The sequence below is a fragment of the Streptomyces sp. NPDC012466 genome, from assembly GCF_042955215.1.
Classification (GTDB): Bacteria; Actinomycetota; Actinomycetes; order Streptomycetales; family Streptomycetaceae; genus Streptomyces.
In genome coordinates this window covers 15,586-33,021 of the sequence record NZ_JBIBEQ010000009.1, presented here as the reverse complement: position 1 = coordinate 33,021, position 17,436 = coordinate 15,586, and the positions used below count along the sequence as shown (strand labels likewise).

Annotated in this window: 13 protein-coding genes; 8 read left to right on the top strand and 5 right to left on the bottom strand. The window is 72.6% G+C overall.

Annotated elements, in window-relative coordinates; translation table 11 throughout:
- The first annotated feature begins 1 nt into the window (after position 1).
- The 8 genes from nusA (at position 2) to ACFY9E_RS30090 (ending at position 11,299) form a co-directional block, all read left to right on the top strand.
- Positions 2-1,000, top strand: a complete 999-nt coding sequence (gene nusA, locus ACFY9E_RS30125) for a transcription termination factor NusA (RefSeq protein ID WP_306930432.1) — start codon at positions 2-4, stop codon at positions 998-1,000.
- A gap of 102 nt (positions 1,001-1,102) precedes the next feature.
- Positions 1,103-1,399, top strand: a complete 297-nt coding sequence (locus ACFY9E_RS30120; RefSeq protein ID WP_390989232.1) for a DUF448 domain-containing protein — start codon at positions 1,103-1,105, stop codon at positions 1,397-1,399.
- Positions 1,400-1,544: 145 nt separating this feature from the next.
- A complete protein-coding gene (gene infB, locus ACFY9E_RS30115) occupies positions 1,545-4,664 on the top strand; it encodes a translation initiation factor IF-2 (RefSeq protein ID WP_390989230.1) in 3,120 nt (1,039 codons plus the stop codon).
- A gap of 131 nt (positions 4,665-4,795) precedes the next feature.
- A complete protein-coding gene (locus ACFY9E_RS30110; protein WP_030853207.1) occupies positions 4,796-5,089 on the top strand; it encodes a DUF503 domain-containing protein in 294 nt (97 codons plus the stop codon).
- 32 nt (positions 5,090-5,121) lie between these two features.
- A complete protein-coding gene (rbfA, locus tag ACFY9E_RS30105) occupies positions 5,122-5,574 on the top strand; it encodes a 30S ribosome-binding factor RbfA (RefSeq protein ID WP_390989229.1) in 453 nt (150 codons plus the stop codon).
- Positions 5,571-6,476 carry a tRNA pseudouridine(55) synthase TruB gene (gene truB / locus ACFY9E_RS30100; RefSeq protein WP_390989228.1) on the top strand — a complete coding sequence of 302 codons (906 nt, stop codon included), beginning with the start codon at positions 5,571-5,573 and terminating at the stop codon, positions 6,474-6,476. The genes rbfA and truB overlap by 4 nt, the downstream gene beginning before the upstream one ends.
- Positions 6,477-6,738: 262 nt before the next feature.
- A complete protein-coding gene (locus tag ACFY9E_RS30095; protein WP_390989227.1) occupies positions 6,739-10,176 on the top strand; it encodes a trypsin-like peptidase domain-containing protein in 3,438 nt (1,145 codons plus the stop codon).
- Positions 10,177-10,345: 169 nt separating this feature from the next.
- Positions 10,346-11,299, top strand: a complete 954-nt coding sequence (locus ACFY9E_RS30090) for a bifunctional riboflavin kinase/FAD synthetase (protein ID WP_390989225.1) — start codon at positions 10,346-10,348, stop codon at positions 11,297-11,299.
- 57 nt (positions 11,300-11,356) lie between these two features.
- Here the strand turns inward: ACFY9E_RS30090 and ACFY9E_RS30085 are convergent, their stop codons facing one another.
- The 5 genes from ACFY9E_RS30085 to ACFY9E_RS30065 are packed head-to-tail and all read right to left on the bottom strand — an operon-like array spanning position 11,357 to position 17,275.
- On the bottom strand, positions 11,357-12,367 hold the full coding sequence (locus ACFY9E_RS30085; protein WP_390989223.1) for an oligopeptide/dipeptide ABC transporter ATP-binding protein: 1,011 nt from the start codon (positions 12,365-12,367) through the stop codon (positions 11,357-11,359).
- Complete coding sequence (locus ACFY9E_RS30080; protein WP_390989221.1) at positions 12,364-13,449, bottom strand: oligopeptide/dipeptide ABC transporter ATP-binding protein; 1,086 nt, start codon at positions 13,447-13,449, stop codon at positions 12,364-12,366. The genes ACFY9E_RS30085 and ACFY9E_RS30080 overlap by 4 nt, the downstream gene beginning before the upstream one ends.
- The gene (locus ACFY9E_RS30075; RefSeq protein ID WP_390989219.1) at positions 13,446-14,357 is read right to left on the bottom strand and encodes an ABC transporter permease subunit; all 912 of its coding nucleotides are present in this window, start codon (positions 14,355-14,357) and stop codon (positions 13,446-13,448) included. The genes ACFY9E_RS30080 and ACFY9E_RS30075 overlap by 4 nt, the downstream gene beginning before the upstream one ends.
- The gene (locus ACFY9E_RS30070) at positions 14,354-15,403 is read right to left on the bottom strand and encodes an ABC transporter permease subunit (RefSeq protein ID WP_390989217.1); all 1,050 of its coding nucleotides are present in this window, start codon (positions 15,401-15,403) and stop codon (positions 14,354-14,356) included. The genes ACFY9E_RS30075 and ACFY9E_RS30070 overlap by 4 nt, the downstream gene beginning before the upstream one ends.
- Before the next feature lie 18 nt (positions 15,404-15,421).
- The gene (locus tag ACFY9E_RS30065) at positions 15,422-17,275 is read right to left on the bottom strand and encodes an ABC transporter substrate-binding protein (protein ID WP_390989216.1); all 1,854 of its coding nucleotides are present in this window, start codon (positions 17,273-17,275) and stop codon (positions 15,422-15,424) included.
- Positions 17,276-17,436 lie beyond the last annotated feature (161 nt).

The window sequence follows — 17,436 nt, the reverse complement described above, 5'->3', positions numbered from 1 at the left end:
CGTGGACATCGACATGAGTGCCCTGCGGGGCTTGGTTCGGGAGAAGGAGATCTCCTTCCCCCTGCTGGTCGAGGCGATCGAGTCGGCCCTCCTCATCGCCTACCACCGCACCGAGGGAAGCCGCCGCCACGCGCGCGTGGAGCTCAACCGGGAGACCGGCCATGTGACCGTGTGGGCGAAGGAGGACCCCGACGACCTCGAGGAGGGCCAGGAGGCCCGCGAGTTCGACGACACCCCGTCCGGTTTCGGCCGGATCGCCGCCACCACGGCCAAGCAGGTCATCCTGCAGCGCCTGCGCGACGCCGAGGACGACGCGACGCTCGGCGAGTACGCCGGCCGTGAGGGCGACATCGTCACCGGCGTGGTCCAGCAGGGCCGCGACCCGAAGAACGTGCTCGTCGACATCGGCAAGCTCGAGGCCATCCTGCCGGTGCAGGAGCAGGTGCCGGGGGAGACCTACCAGCACGGCATGCGCCTGCGCAGCTACGTGGTCCGGGTCGCCAAGGGCGTCCGCGGCCCGTCCGTGACGCTGTCGCGCACGCACCCCAACCTGGTGAAGAAGCTCTTCGCCCTGGAGGTGCCGGAGATCGCCGACGGTTCGGTGGAGATCTCCGCGATCGCCCGTGAGGCCGGTCACCGCACGAAGATCGCCGTACGGTCCACCCGCTCCGGCCTGAACGCCAAGGGCGCCTGCATCGGCCCCATGGGCGGCCGCGTGCGCAACGTCATGGCCGAGCTGAACGGTGAGAAGATCGACATCGTGGACTGGTCGGACGACCCGGCCGACATGGTGGCGAACGCGCTGTCCCCGGCCCGGGTCTCCAAGGTGGAGATCGTGGACATGGCGACCCGGTCGGCCCGGGTGACTGTGCCCGACTACCAGCTGTCCCTGGCCATCGGCAAGGAAGGGCAGAACGCCCGCCTCGCGGCCCGGCTGACCGGCTGGCGGATCGACATCCGCCCGGACACGGAACCGGCCGGTAACCACTCCGAGGAATAGATCCAAGCCGCGGGCCGTTCAGATCACGACAGGTTCATGCGCGCCAACTGTTCGAATCCTGCCCCAAAGGGATGAGGCGCGCACGGGGAGGTAGACTTAACGGTGTCTGGCCGGACGCGCGACCAAGCATGCCCTGAACGCACGTGTGTGGGGTGCCGGGAGCGAGCGGCCAAGACGGAACTGCTGCGGATCGTGGCGATCGAGGACGCATGCGTCCCTGATCCACGCGGTACGCTGCCCGGCCGGGGTGCGTACGTTCACCCCGCACCGGTCTGTCTCGACCAGGCGGTACGCCGCCGGGCGTTCCCGAGGGCACTGCGCGTCCCGGGACCGCTCGACACAAAGGCGTTGCGCCGATACGTCGAGCAGACGACAGTTGCCGAGCAGGCAACACGGTAAGACGTGCCGTACGGAACCCCGTGCGGCTAGGTACCTCGCGAGTCGAAAGCAGGTCGAGATTGCGATGAGCACTCGATGAGTACGCGATGAGTACGCCCATGAACTAGCGACGGTCCGGACGCAACCCGGACCTCAAAGGAGCGAAGTGGCTAAGGTCCGGGTCTACGAACTCGCCAAGGAGTTCGGTGTCGAGAGCAAGGTCGTCATGGCCAAGCTCCAGGAACTCGGTGAATTCGTCCGTTCGGCGTCTTCGACGATCGAAGCGCCTGTTGTACGCAAGCTGACGGACGCCCTCCAGCAGGGCAGCGGAGGCGGCAAGTCCGCCCCTGCCCGCAAGGCTGCCCCGGCGAAGCCGGGCGCCCCCTCACCCGCGCAGGCTGCCCGTCCGGCCGCCCCGCGCCCGCCGGCCCCCAAGCCGGCCGCCGCAGAGAAGCCCGAGGCTCCGGCCGCGCCGGCTGCTCCCGGCCCCCGTCCCACCCCGGGCCCGAAGCCCGCGCCGCGGCCCGCCCCGGCGTCCCCGGCTCCGACCACGCCCGAGTTCACGGCACCCCCGTCGGCTCCCGCCGCACCGTCCTCGCCCGCCTCGTCCCAGGGGTCCCAGGGCTCCGGTCCGCGTCCGGGCGCCCCGCGTCCGGCCGGCCAGGCGCCGCGTCCGGGTGCTCCGCGCCCGGGTGGTTCCGGCCAGGGTGGCCAGGGTCGCGGTGACCGTGGCGACCGTCCCGGCGCTCCGCGCCAGGGTGGCGGCGCCCCGCGTCCCGGTGCCCGTCCGGCGGGTCCCCGTCCGGGCAACAACCCGTTCACCTCTGGTGGTTCCACCGGCATGGCGCGCCCGCAGGCGCCCCGTCCGGGTGGTGCCCCGCGTCCCGGCGGCCCCGGTGCGCCCGGCGGCGCCCCGCGTCCGCAGGGCCAGGGCCAGGGCGGTCCCCGTCCGCAGGGTGCCGGCGGCGGTCCTCGTCCGCAGGCTCCGGGCGGCGCGCGTCCGACCCCGGGCGGCATGCCCCGCCCGCAGGGTGGCGGCCCCCGTCCCGGCGGCGGTCCCGGCGGTCCGCGTCCCAACCCCGGCATGATGCCGCAGCGTCCGGCTGCCGGCCCGCGTCCCGGTGGCGGTGGCCCCGGCGGCCGCGGTCCCGGTGGCGGCGGTCGTCCCGGTGGCGGCGGCGGTCGCCCGGGTGGCGGCGGCTTCGCCGGTCGTCCCGGTGGCGGCGGTGGCGGTTTCGCCGGTCGTCCGGGTGCTCCCGGTGCCGGTGGCGGCGGTTTCGCCGGTCGTCCCGGTGGTCCCGGTGGCGGTGGCCGTCCCGGCTTCGGTGGTCGTCCCGGTGGTCCCGGTGGCCGTGGTGGCACGCAGGGTGCCTTCGGCCGTCCCGGCGGTCCGGCGCGTCGTGGCCGCAAGTCGAAGCGGCAGAGGCGCCAGGAGTACGAGGCCATGCAGGCCCCGTCGGTCGGCGGTGTGATGCTGCCTCGCGGCAACGGCGAGACCGTTCGCCTGTCGCGCGGTGCCTCGCTCACCGACTTCGCGGAGAAGATCAACGCCAACCCGGCGTCGCTCGTCGCGGTCATGATGAACCTCGGCGAGATGGTCACGGCCACGCAGTCCGTCTCCGACGAGACGCTGCAGCTCCTCGCCGACGAGATGAACTACACGGTTCAGATCGTCAGCCCGGAGGAGGAGGACCGCGAGCTCCTCGAGTCCTTCGACATCGAGTTCGGCGAGGACGAGGGCGACGAGGAGGACCTGATGGTCCGCCCGCCGGTCGTCACCGTCATGGGTCACGTCGACCACGGTAAGACCCGGCTCCTCGACGCCATCCGCAAGACGAACGTCATCGCGGGCGAGGCCGGCGGCATCACCCAGCACATCGGTGCCTACCAGGTCGCGACCGAGGTCAACGAAGAAGAGCGCAAGATCACCTTCATCGACACCCCGGGTCACGAGGCGTTCACCGCCATGCGTGCCCGTGGTGCGAGGTCGACCGACATCGCGATCCTGGTCGTCGCGGCCAACGACGGCGTCATGCCGCAGACGGTCGAGGCGCTCAACCACGCCAAGGCGGCCGAGGTCCCGATCGTCGTCGCGGTCAACAAGATCGACGTCGAGGGTGCCGACCCGACCAAGGTGCGCGGTCAGCTGACCGAGTACGGCCTGGTGGCAGAGGAGTACGGCGGCGACACGATGTTCGTCGACATCTCCGCCAAGCAGGGTCTGCACATCGACTCCCTGCTGGAGGCCGTGGTCCTCACGGCCGACGCCTCGCTCGACCTGCGGGCCAACCCGAACCAGGACGCGCAGGGCATCGCGATCGAGTCCCGTCTCGACCGCGGCCGTGGTGCCGTGTCGACGGTCCTCGTCCAGCGCGGCACGCTGCGGGTCGGCGACACCATGGTGGTCGGCGACGCGTACGGCCGAGTCCGGGCGATGCACGACGACAACGGCAACAGCGTGGCCGAGGCCGGTCCCTCGACGCCGGTGCAGGTCCTGGGCCTCACCAACGTCCCGGGTGCGGGCGACAACTTCCTCGTCGTCGACGAGGACCGTACGGCCCGCCAGATCGCGGAGAAGCGCGCCGCCCGTGAGCGGAACGCCGCGTTCGCCAAGCGCACGCGCCGTGTGTCGCTGGAGGACCTGGACAAGGTGCTCAAGGCCGGCGAGGTCCAGCAGCTGAACCTGATCATCAAGGGTGACGCTTCCGGATCCGTCGAGGCCCTCGAGTCCTCGCTGCTCCAGCTGGACGTCGGCGAAGAGGTCGACATCCGCGTGCTGCACCGTGGTGTCGGTGCGGTCACGGAGTCCGACATCGACCTGGCCATGGGCTCCGACGCCATCGTCATCGGCTTCAACGTGCGCGCCGCGGGGCGTGCGCAGCAGATGGCCGAGCGCGAGGGTGTCGACGTCCGGTACTACTCGGTCATCTACCAGGCGATCGAGGAGATCGAGGCGGCCCTCAAGGGCATGCTCAAGCCGGAGTACGAAGAGGTCGAGCTCGGTACGGCGGAGATCCGCGAGGTCTTCAAGTCGTCCAAGCTGGGCAACATCGCGGGTGTTCTCATCCGCTCCGGCGAGGTCAAGCGCAACACCAAGGCGCGCCTCATCCGCGACGGCAAGGTGGTCGCGGAGAACCTCAACATCGAGGGTCTGCGTCGCTTCAAGGACGACGTCACCGAGATTCGCGAAGGGTTCGAGGGCGGTATCAACCTCGGCAACTTCAACGACATCAAGGTCGACGACGTCATCGCGACGTACGAGATGCGCGAGAAGCCGCGCGTCTGACCTGAGCCACGATCGGGGCCGATCGGCGGGACTTATTCCGTCGATCGGCCCCGGCCGTTGCGTGTACGGTTCCCGTATCGGCGTCGAAGCGTGGCGCCCGTACCCCGAACCGGCGGGACATCCGGATACACATGTATGTGGGGACTCTGTCCTTCGATCTGCTCCTCGGCGACGTCCACTCGCTCAAGGAGAAACGCTCTCTCGTCCGTCCGATCGTGGCCGAACTCCAGCGCAAGTACGGGGTGAGCGCGGCGGAGACGGGTAATCAGGACCTCCACCGCAGGGCCGAGATCGGGCTCGCCGTGGTCTCAGGGGAGACGGGACACCTCACCGACGTACTGGACCGCTGTGAGCGGCTGGTCGCCGGGCGGCCCGAAGTCGAACTGCTCTCGGTTCGACGCAGGCTCCACAGCGACGAAGACTGAAGCAACAAGTAAGCACTTAAGGAGACGGACCAGTGGCCGACAACGCGCGGGCTAAAAGGCTGGCGGACCTCATCCGAGAGGTGGTGGCCCAGAAGCTGCAGCGCGGGATCAAGGACCCGCGGCTCGGCTCGCACGTCACCATCACGGACACCCGCGTCACGGGTGACCTGCGGGAGGCGACCGTCTTCTACACGGTGTACGGGGACGACGAGGAGCGCGCGGCGGCCGCGGCCGGCCTGGAGAGCGCCAAGGGCGTTCTGCGCTCCGAGGTGGGCCGGGCCGCCGGGGTGAAGTTCACGCCCACCCTGGCCTTCGTCATGGACGCCCTCCCGGACAACGCCCGCGCCATCGAGGACCTCCTCGACAAGGCGCGCCAGTCCGACGAGAAGGTGCGCGAGGCGTCCGCGGGCGCGAAGTACGCCGGCGAGGCCGACCCGTACCGCAAGCCCGAGGACGACGACGAGACGGACGACGCCGCCGAATGACCCAGAAGCACACCACGCCCGACGGCCTCGTCATCGTCGACAAGCCGTCGGGCTTCACTTCGCACGACGTCGTCGCCAAGATGCGCGGCATCGCCAGGACCCGACGTGTCGGGCACGCCGGCACGCTCGACCCGATGGCGACGGGCGTCCTGGTCCTCGGCGTCGAGAAGGCCACCAAGCTCCTCGGCCACCTCGCGCTGACCGAGAAGGAGTACCTGGGCACCATCCGGCTCGGGCAGAACACCCTCACGGACGACGCCGAGGGGGAGATCACCTCCTCCACCGACGCCTCCGGGGTCACCCGCGACGCCGTCGACGCCGGCATCGCCAAGCTGACCGGCGACATCATGCAGGTGCCGTCCAAGGTCAGCGCCATCAAGATCAACGGCGTGCGCTCCTACAAGCGGGCCCGGGAGGGCGAGGAGTTCGAGATCCCGGCCCGGCCCGTCACGGTCTCCTCCTTCGGCGTGTACGACGTCCGGGACGCCGTCGCCGACGACGGCACGGCCGTACTCGACCTGGTCGTTTCGGTCGTCTGCTCCTCCGGCACCTACATCCGGGCCCTGGCCCGCGACCTGGGCGCCGACCTCGGCGTCGGCGGCCACCTCACCGCCCTGCGCCGCACCCGCGTCGGCCCCTACAAGCTGGACGCGGCCCGCACGCTCGACCAGCTCCAGCAGGAGCTGACCGTGATGCCCATCGCCGAGGCCGCCACGGCCGCGTTCCCCCGCTGGGACGTCGACACCCGGCGGGCCAAGCTGCTCATCAACGGCGTACGGCTGGAGATGCCCGAGACGTACGCGGGCTCCGGCCCCGTCGCCGTCTTCGACCCGGAGGGCCGCTTCCTCGCCCTCGTCGAGGAGCAGCGGGGCAAGGCCAAGAGCCTGGCCGTCTTCGCCTGACGGAGGAACCGGGGGACCGGGAGCCGCCCGTGGAGCGGCGGCCACGGGGTACCTCCACTTCCGCCGCTCCACGGTCCCCCCTCGGTTCCCCCACCCCTAGGGTGTATCCAGCCGCCCCGGTTCCTTCACCCGTCCGTGCGGGCGCTCGGAGTGAACCGGGGGAGCGGAAGGGGGCGCTTTCGCAGAGCAGCCTGTCCCGCTGATCATCCCGCCCCTACCGTCGAACACGAGGGCACGGGTGTACGGCGGGGAGGCTCGACGAATGGCGTCGCGGAACCGGTCCCGGGAGGCGGACGACAGCCCACAAGGCTCCCAGGATCGCCCCGGAACAGCGGGGCACGAGGACAGGGCGATCCCCGAGGACGCCCTCGTCCGTATCCACGATCCGGCCGGCCGCCCCCGCGGCACCGGCTTCCTGGCCGACCACCACGGCACGCTGATCACCAGCCACGAGGCCGTCGACGGGCTGCCCCGGCTCGTGCTGCACGGGGCCGGGGACCGCCGCCGGGTCGTGACCGCCGACGCGGTCGTCCCGCTGCCCGCGCTGGACCTGGCCCTCGTGCGGACCGAGGGCCTCGGCGTGCCGCCCCTGCCCGTCACCGTGCGGGACGGCGTCGGGACCGGCGCCTATGTGCGGATCGCCGCCGGCGGCTGGCGCGAGGCCCGGGTACTGGGCCCGGCCGCCGTGACGTACACGGCCACGGACCGCTCCCACCGCCTCGACGCGCTGGAGCTGGCGGTGGGCACGGCGGGGCGGGACGCGCTGCGGCCGGGCGGCGGAGCGGCCGGCGGACCCGTGCTCGACGCCGAGACGGGCGCCGTCGTCGCCGTCCTCGGCACCGCGCTCAGCTCCGGCCACCGCGACGTCGGATTCGCCGTACCGCTGCACTCCCGGGTCCCCGGAGCGGGGGGCCCGCTCGCCGAACTGCTCGCCGAGAACGCGGCGACGGTCCCCGCCTACGGGCCCGATCTCAACCTGGCCGGGGTGCTGGAGCTGACCGGCACCTCGGTGGGGCTGGACGGTCCGCCCGGCGGGGCCGGGGTACCGGAACCGGTCGAACGGGCCGAGACCGCGGCCGAGTTGGACGCCTTCGCGGCAGGCCGGACAGCGGTCCTCGGTCTCGTCGGGGCGCCCGGCAGCGGTCGTACGACGCAACTCGCGGCGCTTGCCGCGCGCCGTGGCCGCGCCGGGCATCCCACCCTGTGGCTGCGCGGCTGCGAACTGCGGGACGACGACACATCGGTGGCGGACGCCGTACGCCGCGCGCTCACCCGGGCCGCTCCCGTCGTCGCCGCCGCCCGGACGCTCCCGCCCTCTCTGCCCTCCCCGGCCGGCCTGGGGGACACCACGCCCGAGCGCCTGGCCCGCCTCGCCGGTTCCCTCGATCGGCCCCTGCTGCTCCTCCTGGACGGCCCCGAGGAGATGCCACCGGCGGTCGCCCGCCGCCTGGCCGACTGGGCGGACGCAACCGTGCGCTGGCTGCGGGAGACGGGAGTGCGGCTGGTGGTGGCGTGCCGCCCGGAGTACTGGGAGGAGATGCCGCTGCGCCGACCCCCGTGCGTACGACTCGGCGACCTCACCGAGGACGAGGCCCGCGAGGCCCGGCTGCGGCACGGCATCGCCGAGGGCGCCCTCGTCGGCGCCGACGCCCGGCACCCCCTCACCCTCCGTCTGCTCGCCGAGATCCGGGACGAGCTCGGCGACGCCGCCGACCCTCCGGTCGCCCTCACGGCCCCCGTCGACCGGGACGACGTCTTCTCCGCCTACCTGGACCTGATGGCCCTGCGCATCGCCAGGCGGCTGGCCGCCGCCAACGGCCTGCGCGGCAGCGCCGTACGCCGGCTGGCCGCCAAGGTGGCCGGGCAGGTGCACGAAGCCGCCCGGCGCAGCCTCGGCCCGGGCCCGGGGGACCTGGACCGGGAGGCGTTCGAGGCGGTGTTCCCGTGGGGGCCCGCCCCGGCGCGGCTCGGCGGCTGCCCCGGCTGGGCGTCGGCCGTACTCGCCGAGGGTCTGCTCGTGCCCGCGGGGCCCGGCTACCGCTTCGCGCACGAGGGGCTCGCCGACTGGCTCCAGGGCACGCACCTCGACCTCGACGATGCCCTGCACGTCCTCGTCCACCGCGGTGAGGACGACCGGCCGGACCCGGTTCCGCACCACCGCATCGGGCCGGTCGTCCAGGCCCTGCTGTACCTCGCCCGCCAAAGCGGCGCCGGTGAGCTGGCCTCCCGCCTGGCCGACCTGGTGCACGCCCTGGACGCCGATCCACGCTCCTGGTGGGCCGCCCGGCTGCTCGCCGGGACGCTCCCGGCCCTGCCCGACGCGACGCCGTACGCCGAGGTGCTGCGGCTGCTCGCCGACCGGATCGTGGCCTGGCGGCGACAGGAGCGGCCCGTGCCGCGGGAGCTCGGGCCCGCTTTCTGGACCGGCGTGCGGCTGCCCGAGGAGGCGCGCTGTGCGCTGCTGCGGCGGCTGGTGCACGCCGACGGGCCGCCCTGCGAGGCCGGGCCCCGCTTCCTGGACGCCGCCGCCGGACTCCTCGTCACCGACCCCACCACCGTGCAACCGCAGCTCGCCCGCTGGTTCGACGACGAGCAGCCGCTGCCCGCCACCCCGCACGCGACCGTGGCCACCGCCGCACAGGCGCTGCTGTACACCCACCGCCACGGTGCCCTGGACGAACTGACGGACGTGCTCGTCGACCGCGCGCACCGGCGGGCCGACGAACTCCTCGCCGTGCTGGCCGAGGAGGAGCCGTCGGCGGTGTGCCGGGCCGTCGACCGGTGGGCGCGCGACGAGCGGCCGCAGCGCAGGGGCGCCGCGGTGGCGCACGGACTGAGCGTCGTGCCGCACGTGAGCGCGGGAGACGACCGCGCCCTCCTGCGCTACGCGGCCCTCACCCTGCTCGCCCGCCCCGCCGACCGCGCCCTGCACGGTGGCGCGCTCGCCCTCCTCGTCCAGGACCCCCACACCCGGGCGCGCTACCTCCCGAGGGCGCTGGAGCACTTCGCGGCGGGCGACCCGCAGTTCTCACCGGACGCGCTGGCCGGGGCTCTCCCGACCGACCCCGAGCCGGTTCTCGGGGCCTTCGCCGTCCGGCTGGAGCGGCCGGACGCGGAGGAGGCGCTGCGGGCACTCGCCGACGCCACCCCGCCCGGCCTGGCCCGGCGGATCGCCGCACTGGTGTGCCGGGCGGCACGGCAGCAGCCGGAACTCGCCGGGCAGGTGGCCGCGTACGCGGACCAGCGGCTGGACCGCGGCTCCGCCGCCCGGCCCGTGCTCGTGCCGCTGGTCACCGGCCTGCTGGAGGACGGTGATGTGCGCCTGCGCTGCGCCCTCGCCGCCGTCCTGTCGCCGCCCGGCATCCCCGCCTCGCGTCCGCTGCGCCGCGAACTGCGCGACGCCCTTCTGGCCAGGGAGCACGACACCGACGTCCTCGACGCGCTGCTGCACGCCGCCGCCCGCAACGGCGGCGACGACCTGCGCGAGCTCGTCCACCGCGTCGGACGGCTCCTCGTGCGCACCCCCGAGGGCGCCGCCCGCTTCGACCGCGCCCTGGTGGACCTGGGCCGGCACGTGCCCGGCTTCGCCGCCCGTGCGGCCGGCTGGCTGGCCGACGCGCCCGAGCAGTGGGCGGCACTGGTCGGGCCCAGCTCCCGCCGGATGATCGAGAACCTGGCGGGCGCCGGCGTCCCCGCGTGACCGGCCTCCCGGGCACCGGGCCGCGGTACGGTGCCGTGCGCCCTGTCACAGCCCCCATGCCGATGCGGGCGGGAGGCACCCGGCATGGCACCCTTAGACCTGCGCACGAGGCAACCACGGACAACGACCGGACACGGGTTCGACGAGCTTTCGACAAGGAGCAGGCACAGTGCAGCGCTGGCGTGGCTTGGAGGACATCCCCCAGGACTGGGGGCGCAGCGTCGTCACCATCGGCTCCTACGACGGAGTCCACCGCGGACACCAGCTGATCATCCGGCATGCGGTGGACCGCGCCCGGGAACTGGGCGTGCCCGCCGTCGTCGTCACCTTCGACCCGCACCCCAGCGAGGTGGTCCGCCCCGGCAGCCACCCGCCGCTGCTCGCCCCGCACCACCGCCGCGCCGAACTCATGGCCGGCCTGGGCGTGGACGCGGTGCTCATCCTCCCCTTCACCACCGAGTTCTCGAAGCTGTCCCCGGCCGACTTCGTCGTCAAGGTCCTGGTCGACAAGCTGCACGCCAAGGCGGTCGTCGAGGGCCCCAACTTCCGCTTCGGCCACAAGGCCGCCGGGAACGTGGAGTTCCTGTCCACGCAGGGCAAGATTTACGACTTCGAGGTCGAGGTCGTCGACCTGTTCGTGACCGGTGAGGCGGGCGGCGGCGAGCCGTTCTCCTCCACGCTGACGCGACGGCTGGTCGCCGAGGGCGACCTCCAGGGCGCGGCGGAGATCCTGGGACGTCCGCACCGGGTCGAGGGTGTCGTCGTCCGGGGCGCGCAGCGCGGGCGCGAACTGGGCTTCCCCACGGCCAATGTCGAGACCCTGCCGCACACGGCCGTCCCGGCCGACGGTGTGTACGCCGGCTGGCTGCACGCCCAGGGCGAAGTGATGCCGGCCGCGATCTCCGTGGGGACGAACCCGCAGTTCGAGGGGACCGAGCGCACGGTGGAGGCGTACGCCATCGACCGGGTGGGGCTCGACCTGTACGGGTTGCATGTCGCGGTCGACTTCTTGGCGTTCGTGCGGGGGCAGGCGAAGTTCGACACGCTGGACGCGCTGCTGGTTCAGATGGGGCAGGACGTCGAGAAGTGCAGGGAGTTGGTGGCGGCCGAGGGGGCTGCCTAGTCTCCTTGTGGGCCGGCCGCGGGTGAGTTGTGGCTTGTCGCGCGGTTCCCCGCGCCCCTAGGGGCGCGGCAGAACCGCCCAATGGCAAGCAACCTGCGATTCACCGCCCCCGCACAGGATCTCCAGGTCCTGGCTCCGGCAGGCGTCCGCCACACCCGCCCGTTCCGCCTCGCCGCTCGCGAGGACCTGGCAGCGGGCGTGGAAGCGGCAGCCCGACGGGACGCGGGAGGGGTCCGGGGGCTCGCCCGTGAGGACCACCGGGGTGCCCGGGGCCTCGGGGAGGACGGACAACAGGGCCTGGGTGTACGGGTGCCGGGGGGCCGTGAGGACCTGCTCGACCGCGCCCGTCTCCACGATCCGGCCCAGGTACATCACGGCGACCCGGTCGGCGATGTTCCACGCGAGACCCAGGTCGTGCGTGACGACCAGCGCGGACAGGCCCAGTTCGGCGCGCAGCCGTAGCAGCAGCGCGAGGATCTCGCCGCGTACCGAGGCGTCGAGGGACGCCACCGGTTCGTCCGCGACGAGGAGTTCGGGTTCCAGGACGAGCGCGCCGGCGATGACGACACGCTGGCGCTGCCCGCCGGACAGTTCGTGCGGGTAGCGCAGGAAGAAGCGCTCCGGGGGACGCAGACCGGCCCGGGACAGGGCCTCGGCGACCGCAGTGCGCTCGTCGCCGCCGTAGCCGTGGATGCGCAGGCCCTCGGCGACCGCGTCGTACACCGTGTGGCGGGGGTTGAGGGAGCCGCTCGGGTCCTGGAGGACCAACTGGACGCGTTTGCGGTAGGCCTTGAGGGACCGGCCGGAGTAGTCGAGCGGGCGTCCGTCGAAGGTGACCCGGCCCGCCGTCGGCTCGACCAGCCCCAGCAGACTGCGGGCCAGGGTCGTCTTGCCGCAGCCGGACTCGCCGACCAGCGCGACGATCTCGCCGGGGCGGATGTCGAGGTCGACGCCGTCCACCGCGCGCGCCCGGGGGCCGCCGTGCCGGCCGGGGAAGGTGACGTGCAGACCCTGGACGCTCAGCAGCGGGGCCGTGGTGACCTCGGGGGCCGTGGGGGAGATGGTCATGGCGTGCTGGGCCTCGCTTCCTCCAGGGCTTCCGGCTCCTCGGCCGGCCGCTCACCACGGGCCTCCGGATCCGGGACCGCCTCACGGGACTCGCATTGCGTCGCCGCCCGCTCCTCGACGGCCGCCGCGCCCGGCGGGCCGACCAGCACGCACGCCGCCCGCCGCTCCGGTCCCGCCGCGCGCAGCGCCGGATCCTCCTCGGCGCAGGACTCCAGCGCCACCGGGCACCGGGGATGGAAGGTGCAGCCGGACGGCAGCGCCGCCGGGTCCGGTGGGTCGCCCGCCAGCCCCTGCGGCGCGAACCGGGACGCCGGGTCGCCGATGCGCGGGAACGCGGCGGAGAGGGCCTTGGCGTACGGGTGCCGGGCGTCCTCGTACACCTGGGCGGCCGGGCCCTCCTCGACCACCCGGCCCGCGTACATCACCGCGAGCCGGTCGCAGGTGTCGGCGAGGACCGCCAGGTCGTGGCTGATCATGATGAGGCCGAGGTCCTGGTCCGCGACCAGCTGCTCGATGAGCCGGAGGATCTGGGCCTGGATCATCACGTCCAGGGCGGTGGTCGGCTCGTCGGCGATGACCAGCCGGGGGTCGCAGGCCAGCGCCATGGCGATCATGACGCGCTGGCGCTGTCCGCCGGACAGCTCGTGCGGGTAGGCGTCCGCGCGGGCCGCCGGCAGGCCGACCTGCTCCAGCAGTTCGCCGGTCTTCCGCTTCGCCCCGGCGGCGGTGGCCTTCCTGTGCAGCAGGATCGGCTCGGCGATCTGGTCGCCGATGCGGTGCACGGCGTTCAGGGAGTGCATCGCGCCCTGGAAGACGATGGAGGCCCCGGCCCAGCGGACCGCCCGGACCCGGCCCCACTTCATGGTCAGCACGTCCTCACCGTCGAGGAGCACCTCCCCGGTGACCCGGGCGCCCGCCGGCAGCAGCCGCAGCAGGGCCAGCGCCAGCGTGGACTTGCCGCAGCCGGACTCACCGGCGAGGCCGAGCTTGTGGCCCGCCTCCAGGCGCAGGTCCACCCCGCGCACGGCGGCCGCCCCGCCCGCGTACGTCACGGTCAGGTTCCTGACGTCGAGCAGACTCAACGCGACACCCCCAGCCTGGGGTTGAGGACGGACTCCACGGCCCGCCCGCACAGCGTGAACGCCAGCGCCACCACGGCGATGGCGATGCCCGGCGGCACCAGGTACCACCAGTCCCCGGCACTGACCGCGCCCGCCTCGCGCGCGTCCTGGAGCAGCCCGCCCCACGACACGACCGTCGGGTCGCCCAGGCCGAGGAAGGCGAGGGTCGCCTCGGCGAGGATGGCCGAGGAGATGATCAGCGTCGTCTGGGCCAGCACCAGCGGCATCACGTTGGGCAGGACGTGCCGGGACATGATGTGCCGGTGGCCGCCGCCGAGCGCCCTCGCCCGCTCGATGTACGGCCGGGTCTCCACGGCGAGGGTCTGGGCGCGCACCAGCCGGGCCGTGGTCGGCCAGGTGGTCACGCCGATCGCGACGACGGTCGTGGTCAGCGAGCGGGACATCACGGTCGCGAGGGCGATGGCCAGCACCAGGGTCGGCATGACCAGGAACCAGTCGGTGATCCGCATCATCACCGTCGCGTACCAGCCCTTGAAGTGCCCCGCCGTCACCCCGATCAGGGTGCCGATCGCCACCGACAGCACGGCGGCGAGCAGCCCGACCAGCAGCGACACCCGCGAGCCCCAGATCACCAGGCCCAGCAGGTCCCGCCCGAACTGGTCGGTGCCGAGCGGGAACTCGGCGCTCGGGCTCTGCATCGGACGCCCCGGCGCGGTGGTCACGCTGCTCACGTCGGAGCCCACGAACAGCGGCGCGAACAACGCCAGCAGCGCGCACAGCGACAGCGCGGTCAGGCCGTACAGCCCGGCCCGCTGGGAGCGGTACTGCCGCCAGAAGCGGGCGACGGACGCCCGGCGCCGCTGCCGGGCGAGGGCGCGCGGGCTCGGGGCCGTCTCGGTCGTCGTCATCGGGCCACCCGGGGGTCCAGCAGTGGATAGACCAGGTCGGCGAGGGTGTTCATCAGGATCACCGCGGCGGCGAACACGAAGAACAGGCCCTGCACGAGCGGCAGATCGGGCACACTCAGCGCCTGGTAGAACAGCCCGCCGAGGCCGGGCCAGGAGAACACCGTCTCCACGAGGATCACGCCCGCCACCGTCCGGCCGAGGTTGATGAAGATCAGCGTCACGGTCGGCAGCAGCGCGTTCGGCACGGCGTGCCGGCGGCGCACGAGGTCGTCGCGCAGCCCCTTGGCCCGCGCGGTCGTCAGATAGTCGCTGCCCATCTCGTCCAGCAGCGCCGACCGCGTGACCAGCAGCGTCTGCCCGTACTCCACGGCCACCAGCGTCACCACCGGCAGCTCCAGATGGTGCGCCACGTCGAGGACGTACGCGAAGCCCTCCTCGCCGCCCGACTCCATGCCGCCGGTCGGGAACATGCCGGGCAGCGGGCCGATGCCCACCGACAGCACGATGATCAGCAGCAGTCCCAGCCAGAAGGACGGGATGGAGTACAGCGTCAGAGCGAGGCCCGTGTTGACGCGGTCGCCGAGCTTGCCGTGCCGCCAGGCCGACCGGGTGCCGAGGAGGATGCCCAGCGCCGTGTAGAGGACGAACGCGGTCCCGGTGAGCAGCAGGGTGTTCGGCAGCGCCTCGGTGATCTTGTCGACGACGGGGGCGCGGAACTGGTACGACGTGCCGAAGTCGCCCGTGAGGGCCTTGCCGCAGTAGTCGGTGAACTGCCGCCACAACGGCAGGTCGAGCCCGAACTCCTCGCGGTAGGCGGCCAGCTGCTCCGCCGACACCTGACGGCCGCCCGTCATGGTCTTCACCGGGTCGCCGGGAATCAGCCGGAAGAGGAAGAAGCTGGTCACGAGCACGGCCAGCAGCGACACGGCGGCACCGGCCACCTTGCCCGCCAGGTACCGCGGGTACGCGGAGCCCTTGCGTACCCGCGGCCCTGCGGTCGTCTGCTGCTTGTCCTCGACCAGCGCGGGGGTCGCGTCAGCGGTCATGAGTACCCGCTCGCCGCCCTACTCGCGTTCCTCGGCGGTGGCCCGCCGCCGCATCGCCGCGAAGACACCGAGCCCGGCCAGGACCACGACACCCGCGGCGATCCCGACCACGACCCCCGTCGACGACGCGTTGTCGGAGGAGCCGCCGGAGTCCGCGGGGACCGCCGACCACCAGCTCCAGTAGCCGTCCTGGCCGTAGATGTTGCCCGCCTTCGCCGGCATGGTCGTGATCGACTTGATCTGGTCCGTCCGGAAGGCCTCGACCGCGTTCGGATACGCCATGACGTTCATGTACCCGAGGTCGTACAGCCGCGACTCCATCTGCTTGACGATGTCCGCCCGTTTGGCGGGGTCGTACTCGGTGAGCTGCCGGGCGTAGAGCTCGTCGTACTTCTTGTCGCAGATGAAGTTGTCCGTCGCGCCCGTGTCCTTCGGGGTCGCCGGAAGCGCCCCGCAGGTGTGGATGGACAGCACGAAGTCCGGGTCGGGGTTGACCGACCAGCCGTCGAACGCCAGGTCGTACTTGCCGGCCAGCCAGGGGTCCGTCACGTTGTCCAGGCAGTTGAGCCGGACGCCGATGCCGAGCTCGCCCCACCACTCCTGGAGGTACTTGCCGACCGCCTTGTCGTTCGGGTCGGTGGCGTGGCACAGCACGCGATAGGTGATCGGCTTGCCGTCCTTGCCGACGCGCTTGCCGTCGCCGTTCTTCTTGTACCCCGCCCGGTCGAGCAGCCGGGCGGCCTCGGCCGGGTCGTACGCCAGCTTCCGGCTCGCGGAGGGCTTCCAGAAGTAGTCCCGGAAGCGCGGCGGGATGTAGCCCTCGCCCTCGACGGCGTGGCCCCGGAACACCTTGTCGATGATGGCCTCGCGGTCCACGGCCCGGAACAGGGCGTTGCGCACCCGCTGGTCGAGCAGGGACGGGTGGCCGTCGCCGAACTTCTCACCGTTCTTCGCCTTCGCGCCCGGGTTGGTGGCGAGGGCGTAGAAGCGGCGGCCGGGGGCGTCGTTGACCTGGATGTCGTCCGCGCCCTCCAAGGACTCCGCCTGAGCGGGCGTCAGGGACGGGGACCCGGCGACGAAGGACACCTCGCCCTTGCGCAGCGCCGACACGGCCGCGTCCTGGTCCTTGTAGTAGCGGAAGACCAGCTCGTCGAACTTCGGCGATCCGCGCCAGAAGCTCTTGTTGGCCTTGAGCCGGACATAGCTGTCGGCCTTGTAGCCGCTCAGCACGAACGGCCCGTTCCCCACCACGGGGAAGCTCTTGTCGTTGTTGAACTCGGAGAAGTCCGAGACCTTCTCCCAGACGTGCTTCGGCACGATCGGCACGTCCAGAGCGGCCATCGTGGCCTGCGGCTTCTTCAGCTCGATGACCAGCTTGGTGGGGCTCGGGGCGGTCACCTTGCGGAAGTTCCCGACGTAGCTGCCGTTCGCCGTGGCCGCGCCCGTGTCGGTCATCATCTTGTTGAACGTCCAGGCCGCGTCCTCGGCGGTGGCCTGCCGCCCGTCCGACCACGTGGAGTTGTCGCGGATCGTGTAGGTCCAGGTCAGCTTGTCCGGCGACGGCTCCCACTTGGTGGCCAGGCCCGCGATGGCGTGGTTGTCCTTGGGGTCGTAGTTGGTCAGGTACTCGTACGTGAGCCGGTGAATGCTCGTGCTGAGCAGCCGGACCGCGAGGAACGGGCTGAGCGAGTCCACGCTCTGCGCCACCGCGACGGTCAGCACCTTCTTGCCGTCGTCGGCCGCCCGGGCCCGCTGGGGCGCCGGGTCGAGCGGGGTCGCGAGACCGGCGGTGAGGGTGAGCGCGGCCGCCCCGGCCAGGGCGGCGAGCCGGAGGCCGTGCGGGAGGCTGCGTTTCTGATCGTTCGTGCCCATGGTCGGACCTCGCGTCATCGCTCGGACGGGAAGGACGGGTTGATCAGCTGTCAGATGCGTGATGTGTGTGTACCAGCGGCCGTCTCCACCCGTCAACGGCGTGTTCACCCCTTGTGGCCTGCGGAAATAACGAATTGGCGAGCTTTTCGCACCCATTGGTC

Bases quoted from the DNA above. Each gene is read 5' to 3' on its own strand.
- ACFY9E_RS30110 (WP_030853207.1), top strand. From the start codon at position 4,796: ATGTATGTGGGGACTCTGTCCTTCGATCTGCTCCTCGGCGACGTCCAC.
- ACFY9E_RS30075 (WP_390989219.1), bottom strand. From the start codon at position 14,357: ATGACGACGACCGAGACGGCCCCGAGCCCGCGCGCCCTCGCCCGGCAG.
- truB (WP_390989228.1), top strand. From the start codon at position 5,571: ATGACCCAGAAGCACACCACGCCCGACGGCCTCGTCATCGTCGACAAG.
- ACFY9E_RS30085 (WP_390989223.1), bottom strand. From the start codon at position 12,367: ATGACCATCTCCCCCACGGCCCCCGAGGTCACCACGGCCCCGCTGCTG.
- ACFY9E_RS30065 (WP_390989216.1), bottom strand. From the start codon at position 17,275: ATGGGCACGAACGATCAGAAACGCAGCCTCCCGCACGGCCTCCGGCTC.
- ACFY9E_RS30070 (WP_390989217.1), bottom strand. From the start codon at position 15,403: ATGACCGCTGACGCGACCCCCGCGCTGGTCGAGGACAAGCAGCAGACG.
- ACFY9E_RS30095 (WP_390989227.1), top strand. From the start codon at position 6,739: ATGGCGTCGCGGAACCGGTCCCGGGAGGCGGACGACAGCCCACAAGGC.